This is a genomic window from Metabacillus sp. SLBN-84, assembly GCF_053629595.1.
Genome location: NZ_JBRJIP010000001.1, coordinates 3,553,962 through 3,570,933, shown reverse-complemented (window position 1 = coordinate 3,570,933; position 16,972 = coordinate 3,553,962). Strand labels below are relative to the sequence as shown.

Below are 16,972 nucleotides of genomic sequence, written 5' to 3'. Positions count from 1 at the left end.
TCTCACAATCTCCACTCTTTTCTCTGGCTTGTTCCATTATTCTATATACTGAAAAAAGAACTGCGCCTGATGGTCGCAGTTCTTTTGACGTTGAACGATATTCAGCGTCCTGACAAACCGTTCTCAAACATATACATCAGTCCCTGCTCAAAGCCTGCTGCCCAAACGGACATGCCGTGCCCTCCGTTTACGATTCTAAGTTCTGCCGGGCTTCCGGGTACAGGGCTCCACTTTTCAAAAGGTCTGTTAAAAACATTGGATCTGTGAATCCGTTCATAGGACGTGACGGCCTGGACTTCCATGTTGTATCTCCAGGCGTCCGGTGGAAGGTCTTCTTTTTCGCTTACATGGTTCCAGTCATCATCTCCCGCGATAATAAAAAGAGGTACTTCGTGCGGCTGGTTTCCGTAAGTTTCGAGCGCCCGGGGATAATTCAGCTGCTCCCAGCGTTCCCGGTTAAAGGGCTCTCCAAATGAGCCGCGTTCAACTGCCCCGGACGTTCGCGGCGCTTCTCCTGACTGAATGGCCGGACTCAGCAGGGCAGCAGCTCCAAACAGATTGGGGTACACAAGTGAATAGCGCAGGGCTCCATATCCGCCCATGGAATAGCCGACAAGCCCGCGTCCGCTCCGGTCAGCAATGGTCCGAAACTTTGCGTCCATTTCCGGCAGCAGGTCCTGAGTAACGGCTGTTTCCACAGCGCCGTATTTTTCCGAATCTACCCAGTAGCTGTTTCCTGTTACCGGAGCTGCCGCAATAACGGGTTCAATCTTTTTCTCTTCAATCATTTTGTCTAAAATCGGCCAGAATGAATCCCAGCTTTTTTCATTTCCATATGACCCGTGAAGGAGGTAGAGGACGGGATAGTGTTTAGAAGGATCCCTGCCGTATTCTTCAGGCGTGTACACTACATAGGAGAGATCTTTTGATAAGCTGTCAGAATGAAACGTGCGGGTCTGAACGGCCCCTTTTTTTGAGCTTACATAATCATCCGGACTGTAGACAGGCGAGAATTCAGTGCCTTCCGGCTTGCCGAACATGTACTTAAGGCCTTCTTCAAACCCTTTCAGCCACACATCCAGCCCATGCCCGCCGTTTACAATTCTGAGCTCGGCGGGGCTTGATGGAACATCCTCCCACTTTGGAAAATCAAGGCCGAACAGGTTTTTTCTGTGAAGCTCCTGATAAAGCTGCACAGCCTGAACCTCCACATTGTACTTATAAGCATCAGGAGGAAGGTCCTCTTTTTCGCTCAGATGATTCCAGTCGTCATCTCCTGAAACGATGTACATCGGGACTCTGTAGGGCTGGCCGGCATAATGCTCAATTGCTGCAGGATAATTCAGTTCGTGCCATTTGGAAAGGTCAAAAGGCTCTCCAAAGCTTCCTCGTGTAACAGCTCCTGATGTTGCAGGCGGGTCGCTGTTTTGAATGGCGGGGCTCAGAAGTGTGGCTCCGGAAAAATAAATCAGGATACATGAGTGAGTACCGGAGAGCACCGTATCCGCCCATGGAATAGCCTGAGAGAAACCTTCCGCTGCGGCTGCCTGCTGTATTGTATTTTTTATCGATATGGGGAATGAGATCTTCTATAACAGCGCTCTCATAATTTCCGTACTTTTTTGAATTTACCCAGTAAGAATTGCCCGAAGAAGGCACGACGGCGATGACAGGTTCAATTTCTTTTTTCGCAATCATCCGGTCCAAAGTTCCAAAGAAATCATCCCAGCTGTGTTCATTTCCTCCGCTGCCGTGCAGGAGGTACACAACAGGATAGCCGGCTTTCCGTTTTTTATCGTATCCTTCGGGCAAATAAAGTTTGTAGGTGAGTTTGTGGTGATGCGGGCGGTCATCCTTTTTGAGTGCTTTTGAGGAAATGGTTTCAACAACGGTCTTACTTCCGCTGACGGATGCTTCAGGTGCAGACGGAAAGGCGATCATGATGACAGCAAATAGAATAAGCAGCAAAATTTGTTTGGTTTTCAAAAGCATTCCTCCTCTGAAATCATGCAGATAATACCAGTATATTTGCTTTTCAATTATTATGTAACAAAATGGGAACTATTTTTGGACAAAAGAAAAAACCGCCAATAGGCAGTTTTCATTGCTTCAGCAATTGTGAAAGCATCGATTTATTTACAACAAGGTCAGCTAGTGTATAGCCGTCAAGAACTTCAAGGTATGCTTTTAAAGCTTTATGCAGGACACCCTTCAGCTTGCATGCGGGTGATATGGCACACATATTGCGCTCAGGATCAAAGCATTCCACAAGGTTAAAGTCATCCTCTGTCTGCCTGACAATCGCGCCAATGTTGATTTCTTCAGGACTTAATGCCAGCCGGATTCCGCCGCCGCGTCCTCTGACTGTCTCAATCACCTTCATTTTGCCAAGCTCGTATGTGACCTTCATCAAATGATTTTTTGAAATGTGATATGCGTCAGCGATTTCTTTTATATTGGACAGTTCTCCCTTTTCTTTAGAGGCAAGATAAATCAGCACCCTCAGAGAGTAATCTGTATAGTTGGTAAGCCTCATGTTTCATCGCCCCACTGCAAGAAGTACGTTTATCTTACCACAACAGTCTGCCCTTTAATAAAAGAAAGGCTCATTTGTGACAGATCCGTTAAAGATGTATTTCAGATATTGCTTTAAATGGGAAGCGGGAGTACGATAAAGATGTATTTTAAATACTACTTTAATTGAAAAGGGGAGCATCTCTAATGCTTACTCAAAAAACCATTGAAATTATTCAATCTACTGTGCCTGTTTTAAAGGTAAAAGGGGTAGACATTACAACACGTTTTTACAGCAATTTATTCAGAGATTATCCGGAACTATTGAATATCTTTAACCATGCGAATCAAAGAAAGGGCAGGCAGCAGACGGCTCTTGCAAACACCGTTTATGCAGCGGCTCTGCATATTCACCAGCTGCACATGATTTTGCCTGCGGTTGAACAGATTGCCCACAAGCACCGCAGTCTTGGCGTAAAAGAAGAACATTACCCAATTGTAGGGGAATATTTGCTCGGGGCGATAAAAGAAGTTTTGGGAGATGCAGCCACACCTGAAATTCTTGAAGCATGGGGTGAAGCATACGGCGTGATTGCCGGCGTCTTTATCAATGCGGAAAAAAATCTCTACAGCCATGCTGTATGGGAAGGCTTCCAGCCCTTTACCGTTGCACGGATCGAAAAAGAAAGCGATGCGGTTACATCTTTCTACCTTGAAAACAAGGAGATAAAACCACAATTTAAACCGGGTCAATATAGTACAGTAAGAGTCAAAATACCTGGAGAAACGTATACGATGAACAGGCAGTACAGTCTTTCAGGGGGACCTGAAATGCCTTATCTCAGAATCTCGGTCAAGCGCGAAGAAAAGGGACTGGAATCAGGAAAAGTATCAAACTACCTACACAGTCAAATGAATGTCGGAGCTACGCTTGAAATCAGCGCTCCGGCTGGTGATTTTACTCTCAATGAAGCAGCCGAAACGCCTGTTACACTAATCAGCGGCGGAGTCGGCGTAACACCTTTCATGAGCATGCTTGCGTCGCTTGCTGCAAAGCAGCGTGACCGTGGGATGACCTTTATTCACGCCACCCAGAACAGCGGAACACATGCATTTAAATCTGCAGTGGCTGCTCTCTGCTCGAATATGCCAAACAGCAGGGTCTATACGATTTACAGTAATCCGCTGAACGAAGACTGCACAGAGCAGAATTTTTTTAAAGAAGGACAGATCGAGAAGAAGGATCTGGAGCAAATGCTTCAAACGAAAAATGGAGATTTCTATGTTTGCGGTCCGGTCGGATTTATGAAGTGCGTCATCGACATGCTTGCTGAGCTTGGCATAAAAGAAGACCAGATTCACTCTGAGTTTTTCGGGCCTGCTGTTGATATGAAGAGTCTTCCTGAAACAGTCTCCTGAATTCATCAATTGTTTAAAATGACAAAAAAATGTTGATAGTAAACCGGGAGAAAGTCAACAAGACTTTCTCCCGGTTTTTTCTGTGATGCAAAACAGTACGAGGCGGGGGTGCTTTCCATTGACAATGGGGCAGCAAACAATTTAACATAGTTAAGTATTTGCTGAAATAAAGCTTACAACATTCGTTAACTATAGAAAGCGGGGCTGTCATTTTGTCTGCAGAACAAAAAAAGAAAATGTTTATTTTGATGGTCAACATGTTTATTGCGATCGGCAGCTTTGGGATTATAATTCCGATCCTGCCTGCGTATCTTGAATCAATCAATCAGGGCGGCACGGCCGCAGGTTTGATGATTGCGATCTTTGCCGGCGCTCAGCTCATTTTTTCCCCGATAGCAGGGAAATGGGCAGATCAGTACGGAAGAAGAAAAATGATTATTTACGGGTTAGTAGGACTGACATTATCGATGTTTGTTTTTTATGCCGTTGATTCGATCTGGTGGCTCTACGCTTCCCGTGTCATCGGCGGAGTTGGTGCGGCTCTGCTTGTTCCTGCCATTTTTGCCTATGTGGCGGACATCACGACGATGGACCAGCGTGCAAAAGGGAACAGCTTTGTTTCTGCCGCGATGTCTCTTGGGATTGTCATCGGACCCGGCATCGGAGGATTTCTTGCAGATTTCGGGCTGAAAATGCCGTTCCTGATCTCAGCCATTGTATCTTTGGGAGCCGTTATTTTCTCGATTGTGCTGCTTGAAGACAGTGAATCAAAAATGACGACAGCTGCGATGATGCCTCAGGACAATGAATCCATGGCGCGAAAAATGATGCGCTCTGTTAAAATGCCTTACTTTGTGCCCCTTATCATTACGCTTGTCATGAGCTTTGGCCTCATGGCGTACGAATCGGTGCTTGGCCTGTTTGTGGACAATCAGTTTGGCGCGACTCCGCAGGAGATTGCGCTGATGATTACATCAACCGGGATTATCAGTGTCATTGTCCAGCTGTTTGTTGTAGACCGTGTTGTCAGACGCTTCGGTGAGGGAATGGTACTCAATATCTTCCTTGCGGTTGCAGCTGCAGGATTCCTGCTTTCACTGTTTGCAACGAGCTATGTCCTGTTCTTTGGAATTACGCTGCTTATTTTCCTGGCAACTTCAATCCTGCGCCCCGTGCTCAACACCCTGATTTCCAAAATGGCCGGAAACGAACAGGGCTTTGCAATGGGCATGAACAACGCCTACATGAGCATTGGAAACGTGCTTGGACCGACGATTGCAGGCATGCTGTATGATGTCCAGATTCTGTATCCATTTGTTCTCGGACTAGTCTTCCTCGTTGTCACACTGGTGATGACAATGATCTGGCAGAAGCGGTCATTGAAGAAGGAAATGGTTGTTAAAACTGAACACTAATGAGAAAACATGAATCCTGACGGGGTTCATGTTTTTTTTGTTGGCTCTTTTTTGCAATCGTGCTTTCGTTCCCTGGTCGGAACTGGAGGATAGTTGTGAACCGTACCCTGCCAGATCGAAAAACAGTTTTGGAGGGTAAGCAAGTGAGCGAATCGTACCCTGCCAGAATGAAAAACAGTTTTGGAGGGTAAGCAAAGCTGTGAATCGTACCCCGTCAGAACGAAAAACAGTTTTAGAGGGTAAGAAAAGCAGCGAATCGTACCCTCCCAGATTGAAAAACAGTTTTGGAGGGTAAGCAAAGAGGCGAATCGTACCCTGCCAGATTGAAAAACAGTTTTGGAGGGTAAGCAAACAAGCGAATCGTACCCAGCCAGAATGAAAAACAGTTTCGGAGGGTAAGCAAGTGAGCGAATCGTACCCTGCCAGAATGAAAAACAGTTTCGGAGGGTAAACAAACGCCATAGTGTACCCTAAAATCATGGCGCAGCCTTGCACAATTCACCCTAAGAAAAAGGACCCGAACGCAATGTCTGTTCATGTTTTTCCCTTCCCGCTCATACATTGTCTTAAAGACGAGATAGGGGGAAAACGTGTGAACGAAGCCTACCGGAAATCACTGGAATATGCGATTGCGGAGATTACGGAAATTGCGGATGGATTTGGGCTCGATTATTATCCGATGCGGTACGAAATTTGTCCTGCTGATATTATTTATACATTTGGCGCTTATGGAATGCCGACCCGTTTTTCACATTGGAGCTTTGGCAAGCAGTTTTTCAAGATGAAACTTCACTATGATCTGGGACTGAGCAAGATTTACGAGCTTGTCATCAACTCGGATCCCTGCTATGCGTTTTTGCTGGATACGAATTCGCTCATCCAAAATAAACTGATCGTGGCGCACGTTCTGGCCCACTGCGATTTTTTCAAAAACAACAGCCGTTTTCAAAACACAAAGCGGGATATGGTTGAGAGCATGGCTGCTACGGCCGACAGAATCAAGCAGTATGAAATTGAGCATGGCAGAGCCGAGGTTGAAGAATTTCTTGATGCGGTGCTTGCGATTCAGGAGCACATTGATCCTTCGCTTATGCGTCCAAAGCTGTCCTGGACGATGGAGGATATAGAGGAAGAGGATGTGAAAAAAGCATCACCTTATGATGATCTTTGGGGGCTGGATCAAAAGGACAAACCTAACCCTGAGCGGGCCAAGAAAAAGAAAAAATTCCCGCCGGCACCTGAGAAAGATATTCTTCTCTTTATTGAGGAGTACAGCCGTGACCTCGAAGACTGGCAGCGTGATATTTTGACGATGATGCGTGAAGAAATGCTTTATTTCTGGCCGCAGCTTGAAACGAAGATTATGAACGAGGGCTGGGCATCCTTTTGGCATCAGCGGATCTTGAGAGAGCTTGACCTTTCCACAGAAGAATCCATCGAGTATGCCAAGCTCAACGCGGGCGTTGTCCAGCCGTCAAAGACAGGAATCAACCCTTATTACCTCGGTCTCAAAATCTTTGAGGATATTGAGGAACGGTACAATAATCCGACAAAGGAAATGATCAGACGCGGAGCAGAACCGAACTCCGGCCGCGAGAAAATGTTTGAGGTGCGCGAGGTCGAATCAGATCTTTCGTTTATCCGGAACTATTTAACGAAGGATCTTGTTACCCGTGAAGATATGTATCTTTTCCAGAAGCAGGGGAGAGATTACAAGGTTGTCGACAAAGAATGGGAGCATGTCCGCGATCAGCTGATCAATATGAGAGTAAACGGAGGATTCCCGTATATTACGGTTAATGACGGCGATTACCTCAAAAACAATGAGCTGTACTTGAAGCATTGGTTTGAAGACATTGAGCTTGATCTGAAATACCTGGAAAAAGTGCTGCCGTACATTCACCAGCTTTGGGGCCGCGCGGTTCATATGGAATCCGTGCTTGAAGGAAAGCCGGTACTGTTCACGTATGACGGAAAGGCGATTCACAGGAAATATCTATAAGTGCAGGGACTGGCTGAAAAGACTAAGCGTCATGCAGGCCAGTCTTTTTTAAGAAAATACTTGCATTTTACAAATAATGAGTGTATAAATAAAGTATGAGGTGAGAAAAAAATGGAAAACACACGTGAATTGTTTCAAATCATGACCCGCCGTTTCGGGCTGCTTAACAAGAATTGCTGTACAGCAGGAGGAACTGAGATTTCTTTAATACAAAGCCATATCCTTTATGAAGTTGATAAGATGAACCGACCGTCTATGCAGGAAGCTGCCGAAGTGCTTGGCACGGATATCACAACCTTCAGCAGGCAGGTCCAGTCATTGGTAAGGCTGAATTTGCTGAAAAAAACCCCTCATCCGGATGACCGCAGAGTTCATATCTTGTCACTGACAACAGAGGGCAAGTATGTTGCAGCAACGATTGATCAGCAGATGAATGCCTATTTGAACGAGGTTTTTTCACATATGAATGAGTTTGAAAAAGAAACGGTTATCCGCTCGATTAAGCTTTTGAATGAAGCAATGGCAAAGTCCAGCGTATGCTGCACCACTCCTATGGGGTGATTTCTTTAGTTTAATATTTGCATTATGCAAGTTTTTTGCGAAAAAAGTTCAGGAGGGTTTTAAATGAAACTTGATGTAAAAGTGAACACATGCTGCAATACCCCGGAAAAAGCGCCAATTACCAAGGAGAAGAAATTGCCCGTTGCAATCATAGGAGGAGGACCCGTCGGCCTTGCAGCTGCTGCACATCTGGCCAAACGGGGAGAATCCTTTTTCCTGCTGGAAGCAGGGGAGGCGGGGGCAAATGTATTGTCCTGGGGGCATGTGCGCTTATTTTCCCCATGGCGCTATAACATCGATAAAGCGGCGGCCGCACTGCTCAAGAAGCATAACTGGCAGGAGCCTGAACTGGATACACTGCCTTTTGGAAAAGAGCTTGTTGATCACTATCTGTCGCCACTGTCGAACCTTTCTGAAATAAAACCTTTTCTCCATACAAAAACAAAAGTCTTATCCGTCGGGAAAAAAGAGATCGATAAGATGAAAACCGCGGGCAGGGATAGCGTTCCGTTTGTCATTTATGCAGAAAAGGAAGGAAATCTTCAAGTTTTTGAAGCAAAGGCAGTGATTGATGCTACAGGAACATGGGGAAATCCCAATCCTGCTGTTTCAAGCGGCATCTGGCAAAGCGGAGAGAAAGAATTGAGCGGTCAAATCTATTACGGAATCCCTGATATTGCAGGAAAAGAAAAGGAGCGTTATGCAAAGAAGCGGACAGCTGTTATCGGCGGAGGGCACTCTGCAGTTAATGCGCTGCTTGAACTGGCAGAACTTAAGGAAACGCATCCTGAAATGGACATTGTCTGGGTAATGAGAAAGCAGAAAGCGGAAGATGCATACGGGGGAGAAGAGAAGGACGCGCTTGCTGCAAGGGGGGCATTGGGAAGCAGGGTTCATCAGCTTGTCGATGCCGGAGTGATAGAAGTCCAAACACCGTTTTTCATCCAATCTATGAAAAAGTCGGTTAATGGAATTGACATCATCGGAACTCAATCTGGAGAAACAAAACAGCTTTCAGGTTTTGACGAAATTATAGTCAGTGCAGGAAGCAGGCCGGACCTCAGTATCATAAGCGAGCTAAGGACATCCATTGATTCTGCAACAGAAAGCGTATCTGCTTTATCCCCGTTAATCGATCCTAACGTGCACAGCTGCGGAACCGTCCGACCGCACGGTGAAAAGGAATTGCGCCAGCCGGAGAAGAATTTTTATATGGTCGGTGCAAAAAGCTATGGGCGTGCTCCAACCTTTTTAATGGCAACAGGATATGAACAGGTTCGCTCAGTAGTTGCACACCTGTGCAGGGACTATGCTGCAGCAGAAAAAGTGGAACTTGATCTTCCTGAAACAGGGGTGTGCAGTGTGAATTTTTCAAAAAACAGCAAGACAGAATCCTGCTGTTCTTAAATTGAAACCTGATGGAGCTTGGACTTAAATCCAAGCTTACTTTAATTAGAATGGAAATCATACATTCACAAACTTTTTACATATAAGCTATTTATTATATAAGTATTTTATTATATAATGATTTTCGACATGGAGGTGTTGGTAAGTTGGAAGTAACTTCAACGCTTGATATTGAACGAGTTTCTCACATACTGAAGCTTCTCGGAGACAAAACACGTCTGACAATGATGAAGCTGCTTGAGAGAAATGACTGCTGTGTCTGCGAATTCACAGCTATTTTTAAGACAAGCCAGCCGGCAATCAGCCAGCATGTAAGAAAGCTTCGGGATGCAGGTTTAGTAAAGGAAAATCGGAAAGGGCAATGGATCTTCTATTCCATAAATAAGGAGAGCGAAGTATATCCTTTTGTAAAAGGTTTACTTGAACATCTGCCTGAGCAAAATAAGTTAATAACAGAATTAGAAACACAGGGATTGCGTATTACCTGTGAATAGAGAGGGGAAGAAAGATTGACTTCAGTACTTTTAGCTTCCAGTATTTTTCTTTTAACTCTCATCTTGGTGATCTGGCAGCCGAAAGGTCTTTCCATAGGGTGGTCAGCCTGCGGAGGAGCTTTAGCTGCATTGTTGGTTGGAGTAGTTGATTTTGGTGACGTTATTGACGTTACATCGATTGTCTGGAATGCAACTTTGGCATTTATCGCAATTATTATCATCTCTCTGATTTTAGATGAGATTGGATTTTTTGAATGGTCTGCTCTTCATATGGCAAGAGCAGCGCGGGGGAACGGCCTCCGGATGTTTATTTATGTATCCATTTTAGGTGCGCTTGTGGCGGCGTTTTTTGCTAACGACGGCGCAGCACTTATCTTGACACCTATTGTTCTGGCAATGGTGCGTAATTTGAATTTTAATGAAAAAATGGTATTTCCGTTCATCATGGCGAGCGGATTTATCGCAGATACGACGTCACTGCCGCTAGTTGTCAGCAACCTGGTGAACATCGTGTCTGCAGATTACTTTGATATCGGATTTATCGAATATGCTTCAAGAATGATTGTTCCGAACTTCTTTGCTTTAGGAGCTAGTATTCTTGTCCTGTACTTGTACTTCCGCAAAAGCATACCGGCAAATTATGATCTGGCCGATTTGAAAACACCTAAAGCTGCCATTAAAGACGAGAAAATGTTCCGTCTTTCCTGGTTCGTACTCGGAGTACTGCTGATTGGATATTTTATCAGTGAATTCCTTCATATTCCTGTATCCTTTGTTGCCGGTGTTGTCGCTGTTTTCTTCCTGGTAATGGCCAGAAGAAGCCCGGCTGTGCATACGAAAAAGGTATTAAAGGGAGCTCCGTGGGCGATTGTATTCTTCTCAATTGGGATGTATGTCGTTGTGTACGGCCTTCGGAATGCAGGATTAACAGCCGTTCTGGCTGATGTCATTCAGGCGGCGGCTGATCAGGGTCTGTTTGCCGCAACCATCTCAATGGGCTTTATTGCAGCCATCCTGTCTTCTGTCATGAACAATATGCCGACGGTCATGATTGATGCACTTGCCATCGCTGATACAAATACATCAGGCACCCTGAGAGAAGCGTTAATCTATGCCAATGTGATCGGTTCTGATTTAGGACCTAAAATTACTCCGATCGGTTCCCTTGCAACCCTTTTATGGCTCCATGTATTGAGCTTAAAGGGCGTCAAAATATCCTGGGGCACCTATTTTAAAACAGGAATCATTTTAACCATTCCAACCTTGTTTATCACACTTGTCGGCCTCTATTTATGGCTGCTGATTATATAAAAAATACGAATACTCATTTAAAAGGAGACTGCACCTATGTCTAAAAAAACAATCTACTTCTTATGTACTGGAAATTCATGCAGAAGCCAAATGGCTGAAGGCTGGGCAAAAAAGCATCTTGGTGAGGACTGGATCGTAAAAAGCGCAGGGCTTGAAGCACACGGACTTAACCCTAACGCTGTAAAAGCGATGAAAGAAGCAGGAGTCGATATTTCAAATCAAACTTCTGATGTCATCGATCCTGAAATCCTTAACAATGCAGATCTAGTTGTTACTCTATGCGGGCATGCGGCTGACCACTGCCCTGTAACGCCTCCTCACATTAAACGTGTTCACTGGGGATTTGACGACCCTGCTAAAGCAGAAGGCACAGACGAAGAGAAATGGGCATTCTTCCAGCGTGTACGTGATGAGATCAGTGAGCGCATCGAGCGTTTTGCGAAGACTGGTGAATAACTGGTGAATAATTGAAAGCAGGTGTTTGGGAATGCAACCCAAAAACTATCATGAGCTAATTAAAAACCGTATTTATATAGGAGGCGCTGCGGACGCACCTGCAGCTGCTGAAAACGAAAAGACAGATATTGTTTTTGACTTGAGGTCAGATTCGGATAATCCAGATAGCGGATATAATCGAATTCACAGCCCTATTACAGACAACCAAGAACAACAGGATAAATCAGTAAAAAGTTCAATTGATCAGGTTGTCAGTGCTTTTCATGACGGGAAAAAGATTTACTTTCATTGCGGGGGCGGCAGCAACCGCACCGGCACCGTGGCAATTGGTACACTCCTTTCACTAAACATGGCTTCCACTATTGAAGAAGCAGAGCAAAAAGCGAAAGAAATCCGCCCGAAAATCCAGGTTAAGCCTGAAATGAAAGAAACGTTAAAAAGACTGTATCCAAATGCATAAAGCAGAATAGGTCTCAGAGATGAGGCCTTTTTTGTATGAAGGGGGGAGTTTCATGTACGAGATATTAAAGTTAGCCGATCTTCACTGGAATCAGGTGAAAGAAATTTATCTTGAAGGTATTGCGACCGGTAACGCCACTTTTGAAACGAATGCTCCATCTTGGGAGGACTGGGATAGCAGCCACACTAAAGAATGCCGACTTGTTGCTGAGCATGGCGGAGTTGTTTTGGGATGGGCGGCATTGAGTCCTGTATCCGGAAGATGCGTTTATGCAGGGGTGGCAGATGTGAGCATCTATATAACTGGTGCTCATAAAGGAAAGGGGATTGGAACAGCTCTGCTGCGTTCAATCATAGATCTCAGTGAACAGGAAGGATTCTGGACCCTGCAGGCAGGAATTTTCCCGGAAAATACTTCAAGTTTAAAGCTTCATGAAAAAGCGGGATTCAGAAGAATCGGTGTAAGGGAGAAAATCGGAAAGATGAATGGCGTTTGGAGAGATGTGGTGTTTTTGGAAAGAAGGAGCGGCAAATTGTAAAAAGAGAGCCTCGGCTCTCTTTTTTAATGCAGATTTCCATCGATTTCAGTCAGCTGTCTGACCGTTTTTTCATCCAGCTGTTTAATGACCTGATAAAGCAGTTCAGCGGCATGGTCGAGGTCATCTCTGTGAACGACGGATACGTGGCTGTGAATATATCTCGCTGGAACACTTACAACCACAGTAGGAACACCCTCATATCCGAGATGGAACTTCCCGCCGTCGGTTCCCCCTCCCGGCATAATATCGACTTGATAAGGAATGCCATTTTTACCTGCAATGTCTGTTACAAAGTTTCTGAGCTTCAGATGGGGAATCATGCTGGCATCGAAAAAGCCGATCAGCGGTCCTTTTCCAAGCTCTGTATGCCCTTCATCTTTCATTCCTGGTGTGTCTCCTGAGACACCAACATCAAGAGCAAACGAGATATCAGGCTTTACTGTATTGGCGAGTGTTTGAGCCCCTCTGAGCCCTACTTCTTCCTGGACGGTGGCCCCGGCATACAAAATATTTGGATGCTTTTTGTCCGCAGCCGCTTTTTCAAGGGTTTTAAGCGCCACATAACACCCGGCGCGGTTATCCCAGTTGCGGGCAAGCAGGAGCTTTTGGTTTGGAAACACTTCGAATGGGCAGATTGTCGAAATGGGATCGCCGACCTGAACGCCAAAGCTTTCCGCTTCTTCTTTGCTTGAGGCGCCAATATCAATAAACATATTTTTGGTCTCAAGGACGTTTTTCCGTTCTTCAATCGTCAGAACATGCGGCGCTTTTGAACCGATGACTCCTGTCAGGTCCCCTTTTTTTGTCATGACTTTTACGCGCTGTGCAAGCATGACATGGCCCCACCAGCCCCCGAGTGTCTGAAATTTCAGGAACCCGTCCTTGGTTATGGCTTTTACCATGAGCCCGACTTCATCCATATGCCCGGCAATCAGAATCTTGGGCCCTTTTTTGCCGGTAACCCCTGTGATGCTCCCCAGTTTGTCTTTGACTAAATCAGGGGTGAATGCCTTGATTTTTTCTTCAAGGACCTTGTGAACTCTCGCTTCGAATCCCGAAGGACCTTCGGGATCAGTCAACTCTTTTAACAGCTGAAGATCTTTATCCATTGTACATCCCTCCAGTAGGTAGGATGCCTTTCTTGCCATTAGCTCATACCAATCATGATGCCGGCAAAGGCTGATAAAAGTCCTCCTGTATAGCTGATGAAAAGGTAGGCAATGAGAAGACGGTGTTTTTCTTTTTCTCTGAGCTGGATGTTCTCGAGCTTGAACGTTGAAAATGTCGTGAAAGCTCCCATAAATCCGATGCCGAAGAGAGAATACAATTCTTCTGACAGCCCGTATCCTGTCATCAGGCCGAGGAGAAAGGAGCCGGCAAGATTCACAGTCAATGTGCCGATTGGAAAACCTGTTTTGCTTTTGCTGTTCATCCAGGAGCTTAAAAGAAAGCGGGCTATAGCACCGAGACATCCTCCTGCAGCAATCAATAGCAGGTTCATAGCACGGACTCTCCTTTCCTTTTAAAAGAGCGCCCCAGGGAGTATCCGTACCACGCGAGGGACAGCCCCCCGAAAAGGCTGAGCAGCACATATAAAAAGGCCAGCGCAAACATGCCGTCTTTCATCAGCAGCACCGTTTCAACGCTGAAGGTGGAAAAGGTAGTAAAAGAGCCGACAAGTCCGGTGCCAAGACCCGCGAGAATATGGGGATGAAAGACTTTCAGTTTGACGATGCTGTTTGTAAACCATCCCAGAACAAAGCAGCCGATCAGATTGGCAAGAAGCGTGCCGAGCGGGAAGCCCCCGCTGTACCAGGTATGAGTAAGCAGTCCGAGCCCGTATCTGAGGAGGCTGCCGGCAACTCCCCCTGCGCCTATAAGCAGATAATTCATTGTAGTAGTCCCCTTACCTTCTTTATAAACTTTCGCGGGTGAAATACAGCTGATGTGATACTCCTTATTTTAAAATTCGTCCTGATTCTTTACAAGTTGTTCATTCCTTACGTGGAAAAATGATACTCTATAAATCGTCACTGCCGGAATATAGGGCATTAAAAAGCGAAAATGGTTCCCTATTACTTGGCGGTGCGGGAATATGGGGTACATAAATGCGAAAATGCTACCCTATTAATTGGCACTCCGGGAATACAGGGTATCAAAAAGCAAAAATGGTTCCCTATAAAACGCAGCAGCAAATATACAGGGCGCAGTAATGGATGATAATCCCAAACTTCATAAAAACTTCACAATGGTATCATAGAATACAGGTAACCAATTTTACTATAAAAGAGAGAAGGGATTGCCTTGAATGGTGTGAGAGTTCTGGTCATAGACGACGAGGCGCCTATGAGAAATCTGATTAAGACATTTTTAGTACAGGAAGGCTACGAGGTGCTTGAAGCTGCCGATGGGATTGATGCTTTAAATCAATTAAAATATGAGCTGCCGGATTTATTGATTGCAGACGTTATGATGCCTTACATGGACGGTTTTTCGTTTGCAGCAGAGATGAAAAAACTGTACGAGGTTCCGCTGATCTTCTTATCGGCAAAGGGTGAGGAGTGGGACAAGATTCAGGGGCTTAAACTTGGCGGTGATGATTATATTGTGAAGCCGTTTCATCCAGGGGAGCTTTTGGCAAGAGTGGAATCTGTCTTGAGAAGGTCCGGACAAAAAAATCTCCAGGGAAACCGGGTTATTGCCGGTCCTCTCGTGCTGGATTTGTCAGCCTACAAGGTTCTTCTTCAAAATAAGCCGATGTCCGTCACGCTCAAAGAGTTCGAGATTCTGAGCCTCATGGCAAGAAATAAGGGAAGCGTTTTTACAAGAGAGCAGCTTTTGGATTCGATTTGGGGACCGAATCATGCAGGGACAGGCAGGACGGTGGATACCCATATTAAAACGATCCGCCTGAAGCTGAAGGAACATGCAAATCTCATCCAGACTGTCTGGGGAATCGGCTACAAGTTTGAGGTGTAGGTGTTGATAAAGAGACTGAATTTAAGTCAAAAGGTTCTGCTGCTGATTGGTGTCTGTATCTTATTCAGTATCCTTTTTTCCTTTTTCTTTTTGCATTTTTTATACAAAGAGCTTTATTTTAACAGCGTAAAAGATTCCGTAATCTATCAGGGGGAGCGGACAGCCGCTCATTATCACTACGGAACGCTGAGTGAGGATATTATCGAGAAGATTCACTGGTACAACGTTGTTTCTGAATACGAGGTCATTGTACTGGAAGATATAAAGGAGCTCAAAACCTATTTTCCGTACAAGGTTAATTATGAAGAGCTTTTATCTGAAAGTGACAGAAGAAAGCTTGAAGAAGGAGAATATGTTGTTAAAGACGGGTTTGTCAAAGAGTTCGACAGAGAGATCATTGGGGCTGTTTTCCCTATTACCGGCGAGAATGAATTAATCGGCTTTATTTATATCTATGTGCCGCTTGCGCAGCTGCATGAGGTATTTCAGGGCAGCCTTCCTATTCTGCTGCTTGTCGGAATTATGTTTTTTATGCTGCTGTTTCTTGTGGTCAATCAGATCAGGCGTTCCCTGTTCAGACCGCTGACTGAGTTTGAAGAGTTTTCAAGGGAAGTTTCTAAAGGAAACTATTCAAAAAGGCTTCATACTCCCCAAACGGATGAGATGGGGCAACTTGCCCATGCTTTTAATACAATGAGTCGATCGCTCGAAGAACAGGATGCGAGAAAAAAAGAATTTTTGGCGAATGTTGTCCACGAACTTCGAACTCCTCTCACCTATATCGGGGGATACAGTCAGGCGCTGAAGGGACGGATGTATCAGTCTGAAGAAGAAGCGGATCATTATCTGATGACGATCGAAAAAGAGACAAACCGCATTAAAAAACTGATCCATGACTTAATTGATCTCGATCACCTTCAGGAAAATATGTATACGCTGAATACAGAGCCTATTGCCATTGCCCAGCTATTGTTTGATACGCTTGCATTGTTCGATATAAGGATTAAAGAAAAAGCGCTGAAAATGGAGCTTGAGGTTCATGAAGAATTGATTGTATCCGGTGATCCAAACCGGCTGCAGCAGGTTTTTTACAATATTCTTGATAATGCCATCAAGTATTCAGACGAAAATGAAATGATTACCTTGTCATTGAAAGAGTCTGAACGTCAGCTGGTCTTTACGGTGAACAATCGGGGAAATGAAATACCTGCAGCCGATCTGCCTTCAATCGGCACGCGCTTTTTCAGGACAGACAAAGCACGAAGCAGAAGCACCGGAGGGACAGGTCTGGGTTTGTCGATTGTAAAGGAAATTGTCCGTCTTCACGGCGGGGAAATGACGATTGAGAGCGGAAGCGGGAATGGAACAACTGTGAATATTACGATGCCAATCATAATAGAAGGAGATGCCGAATGA

General features: G+C 45.1%; 18 protein-coding genes. 12 read left to right on the top strand and 6 right to left on the bottom strand.

Annotation, left to right across the window (positions count from 1 at the left end; translation table 11 throughout):
• Positions 1 to 101: 101 nt before the first annotated feature.
• From RKD52_RS18050 to RKD52_RS18040, 3 genes are all read right to left on the bottom strand, one after another.
• The gene (locus tag RKD52_RS18050) at positions 102 to 1,040 is read right to left on the bottom strand and encodes an alpha/beta hydrolase (RefSeq protein WP_454101262.1); all 939 of its coding nucleotides are present in this window, start codon (positions 1,038 to 1,040) and stop codon (positions 102 to 104) included.
• Between the two features lie 325 nt (positions 1,041 to 1,365).
• The gene (locus tag RKD52_RS18045) at positions 1,366 to 1,986 is read right to left on the bottom strand and encodes an alpha/beta hydrolase (protein WP_454100801.1); all 621 of its coding nucleotides are present in this window, start codon (positions 1,984 to 1,986) and stop codon (positions 1,366 to 1,368) included.
• A gap of 115 nt (positions 1,987 to 2,101) precedes the next feature.
• Complete coding sequence (locus RKD52_RS18040) at positions 2,102 to 2,536, bottom strand: Rrf2 family transcriptional regulator (RefSeq protein WP_454100800.1); 435 nt, start codon at positions 2,534 to 2,536, stop codon at positions 2,102 to 2,104.
• Positions 2,537 to 2,721: 185 nt separating this feature from the next.
• Between RKD52_RS18040 and hmpA the strand changes: the two genes are divergently transcribed.
• From hmpA to RKD52_RS17990, 10 genes are all read left to right on the top strand, one after another.
• A complete protein-coding gene (gene hmpA / locus RKD52_RS18035; protein ID WP_454100799.1) occupies positions 2,722 to 3,933 on the top strand; it encodes an NO-inducible flavohemoprotein in 1,212 nt (403 codons plus the stop codon).
• A 212-nt stretch (positions 3,934 to 4,145) separates the two neighbouring features.
• The gene (locus RKD52_RS18030) at positions 4,146 to 5,348 is read left to right on the top strand and encodes an MFS transporter (RefSeq protein ID WP_454100798.1); all 1,203 of its coding nucleotides are present in this window, start codon (positions 4,146 to 4,148) and stop codon (positions 5,346 to 5,348) included.
• Positions 5,349 to 5,940: 592 nt separating this feature from the next.
• Positions 5,941 to 7,350: a SpoVR family protein gene (locus RKD52_RS18025; RefSeq protein WP_454100797.1), complete on the top strand. Its 1,410-nt coding sequence runs from the start codon at positions 5,941 to 5,943 to the stop codon at positions 7,348 to 7,350.
• Positions 7,351 to 7,461: 111 nt separating this feature from the next.
• Positions 7,462 to 7,911: a MarR family winged helix-turn-helix transcriptional regulator gene (locus tag RKD52_RS18020; RefSeq protein WP_454100796.1), complete on the top strand. Its 450-nt coding sequence runs from the start codon at positions 7,462 to 7,464 to the stop codon at positions 7,909 to 7,911.
• A 63-nt stretch (positions 7,912 to 7,974) separates the two neighbouring features.
• Complete coding sequence (locus RKD52_RS18015) at positions 7,975 to 9,318, top strand: FAD-dependent oxidoreductase (protein ID WP_454100795.1); 1,344 nt, start codon at positions 7,975 to 7,977, stop codon at positions 9,316 to 9,318.
• 146 nt (positions 9,319 to 9,464) lie between these two features.
• A complete protein-coding gene (locus RKD52_RS18010) occupies positions 9,465 to 9,812 on the top strand; it encodes an ArsR/SmtB family transcription factor (protein ID WP_454100794.1) in 348 nt (115 codons plus the stop codon).
• 15 nt (positions 9,813 to 9,827) lie between these two features.
• Positions 9,828 to 11,123 carry an arsenic transporter gene (locus RKD52_RS18005; protein WP_454100793.1) on the top strand — a complete coding sequence of 432 codons (1,296 nt, stop codon included), beginning with the start codon at positions 9,828 to 9,830 and terminating at the stop codon, positions 11,121 to 11,123.
• 36 nt (positions 11,124 to 11,159) lie between these two features.
• Positions 11,160 to 11,579 carry an arsenate reductase (thioredoxin) gene (gene arsC, locus RKD52_RS18000; protein WP_342826493.1) on the top strand — a complete coding sequence of 140 codons (420 nt, stop codon included), beginning with the start codon at positions 11,160 to 11,162 and terminating at the stop codon, positions 11,577 to 11,579.
• 31 nt (positions 11,580 to 11,610) lie between these two features.
• Entirely contained in the window at positions 11,611 to 12,039 is a 429-nt protein-coding gene (locus RKD52_RS17995; protein WP_454100792.1) for a protein-tyrosine phosphatase family protein, read from the top strand.
• Positions 12,040 to 12,091: 52 nt separating this feature from the next.
• Positions 12,092 to 12,577 carry an N-acetyltransferase family protein gene (locus RKD52_RS17990; RefSeq protein ID WP_454100791.1) on the top strand — a complete coding sequence of 162 codons (486 nt, stop codon included), beginning with the start codon at positions 12,092 to 12,094 and terminating at the stop codon, positions 12,575 to 12,577.
• 23 nt (positions 12,578 to 12,600) lie between these two features.
• On the opposite strand, the gene RKD52_RS17985 is transcribed toward RKD52_RS17990, so the two are convergent.
• Genes RKD52_RS17985 through crcB (RKD52_RS17975) form a run of 3 tightly spaced genes read right to left on the bottom strand, consistent with a single transcriptional unit; the run spans position 12,601 to position 14,470 of the window.
• A complete protein-coding gene (locus RKD52_RS17985; protein WP_454100790.1) occupies positions 12,601 to 13,686 on the bottom strand; it encodes a M42 family metallopeptidase in 1,086 nt (361 codons plus the stop codon).
• A gap of 38 nt (positions 13,687 to 13,724) precedes the next feature.
• A complete protein-coding gene (crcB, locus tag RKD52_RS17980; protein ID WP_454100789.1) occupies positions 13,725 to 14,078 on the bottom strand; it encodes a fluoride efflux transporter CrcB in 354 nt (117 codons plus the stop codon).
• On the bottom strand, positions 14,075 to 14,470 hold the full coding sequence (gene crcB / locus RKD52_RS17975; protein WP_454100788.1) for a fluoride efflux transporter CrcB: 396 nt from the start codon (positions 14,468 to 14,470) through the stop codon (positions 14,075 to 14,077). Before crcB (RKD52_RS17975) ends, crcB (RKD52_RS17980) begins: the two co-directional genes overlap by 4 nt.
• Before the next feature lie 411 nt (positions 14,471 to 14,881).
• Between crcB (RKD52_RS17975) and RKD52_RS17970 the strand changes: the two genes are divergently transcribed.
• Both RKD52_RS17970 and RKD52_RS17965 read left to right on the top strand, forming a co-directional pair.
• Complete coding sequence (locus RKD52_RS17970) at positions 14,882 to 15,556, top strand: response regulator transcription factor (protein WP_454100787.1); 675 nt, start codon at positions 14,882 to 14,884, stop codon at positions 15,554 to 15,556.
• Positions 15,557 to 16,972, top strand: a complete 1,416-nt coding sequence (locus RKD52_RS17965) for a sensor histidine kinase (protein WP_454100786.1) — start codon at positions 15,557 to 15,559, stop codon at positions 16,970 to 16,972.

Bases quoted from the DNA above. Each gene is read 5' to 3' on its own strand.
- crcB (WP_454100789.1), bottom strand. From the start codon at position 14,078: ATGAACCTGCTATTGATTGCTGCAGGAGGATGTCTCGGTGCTATAGCC.
- crcB (WP_454100788.1), bottom strand. From the start codon at position 14,470: ATGAATTATCTGCTTATAGGCGCAGGGGGAGTTGCCGGCAGCCTCCTC.
- RKD52_RS18050 (WP_454101262.1), bottom strand. From the start codon at position 1,040: ATGTTCGGCAAGCCGGAAGGCACTGAATTCTCGCCTGTCTACAGTCCG.
- RKD52_RS18020 (WP_454100796.1), top strand. From the start codon at position 7,462: ATGGAAAACACACGTGAATTGTTTCAAATCATGACCCGCCGTTTCGGG.
- arsC (WP_342826493.1), top strand. From the start codon at position 11,160: ATGTCTAAAAAAACAATCTACTTCTTATGTACTGGAAATTCATGCAGA.
- RKD52_RS18015 (WP_454100795.1), top strand. From the start codon at position 7,975: ATGAAACTTGATGTAAAAGTGAACACATGCTGCAATACCCCGGAAAAA.
- RKD52_RS17985 (WP_454100790.1), bottom strand. From the start codon at position 13,686: ATGGATAAAGATCTTCAGCTGTTAAAAGAGTTGACTGATCCCGAAGGT.
- RKD52_RS17995 (WP_454100792.1), top strand. From the start codon at position 11,611: ATGCAACCCAAAAACTATCATGAGCTAATTAAAAACCGTATTTATATA.
- hmpA (WP_454100799.1), top strand. From the start codon at position 2,722: ATGCTTACTCAAAAAACCATTGAAATTATTCAATCTACTGTGCCTGTT.
- RKD52_RS17990 (WP_454100791.1), top strand. From the start codon at position 12,092: ATGTACGAGATATTAAAGTTAGCCGATCTTCACTGGAATCAGGTGAAA.
- RKD52_RS18040 (WP_454100800.1), bottom strand. From the start codon at position 2,536: ATGAGGCTTACCAACTATACAGATTACTCTCTGAGGGTGCTGATTTAT.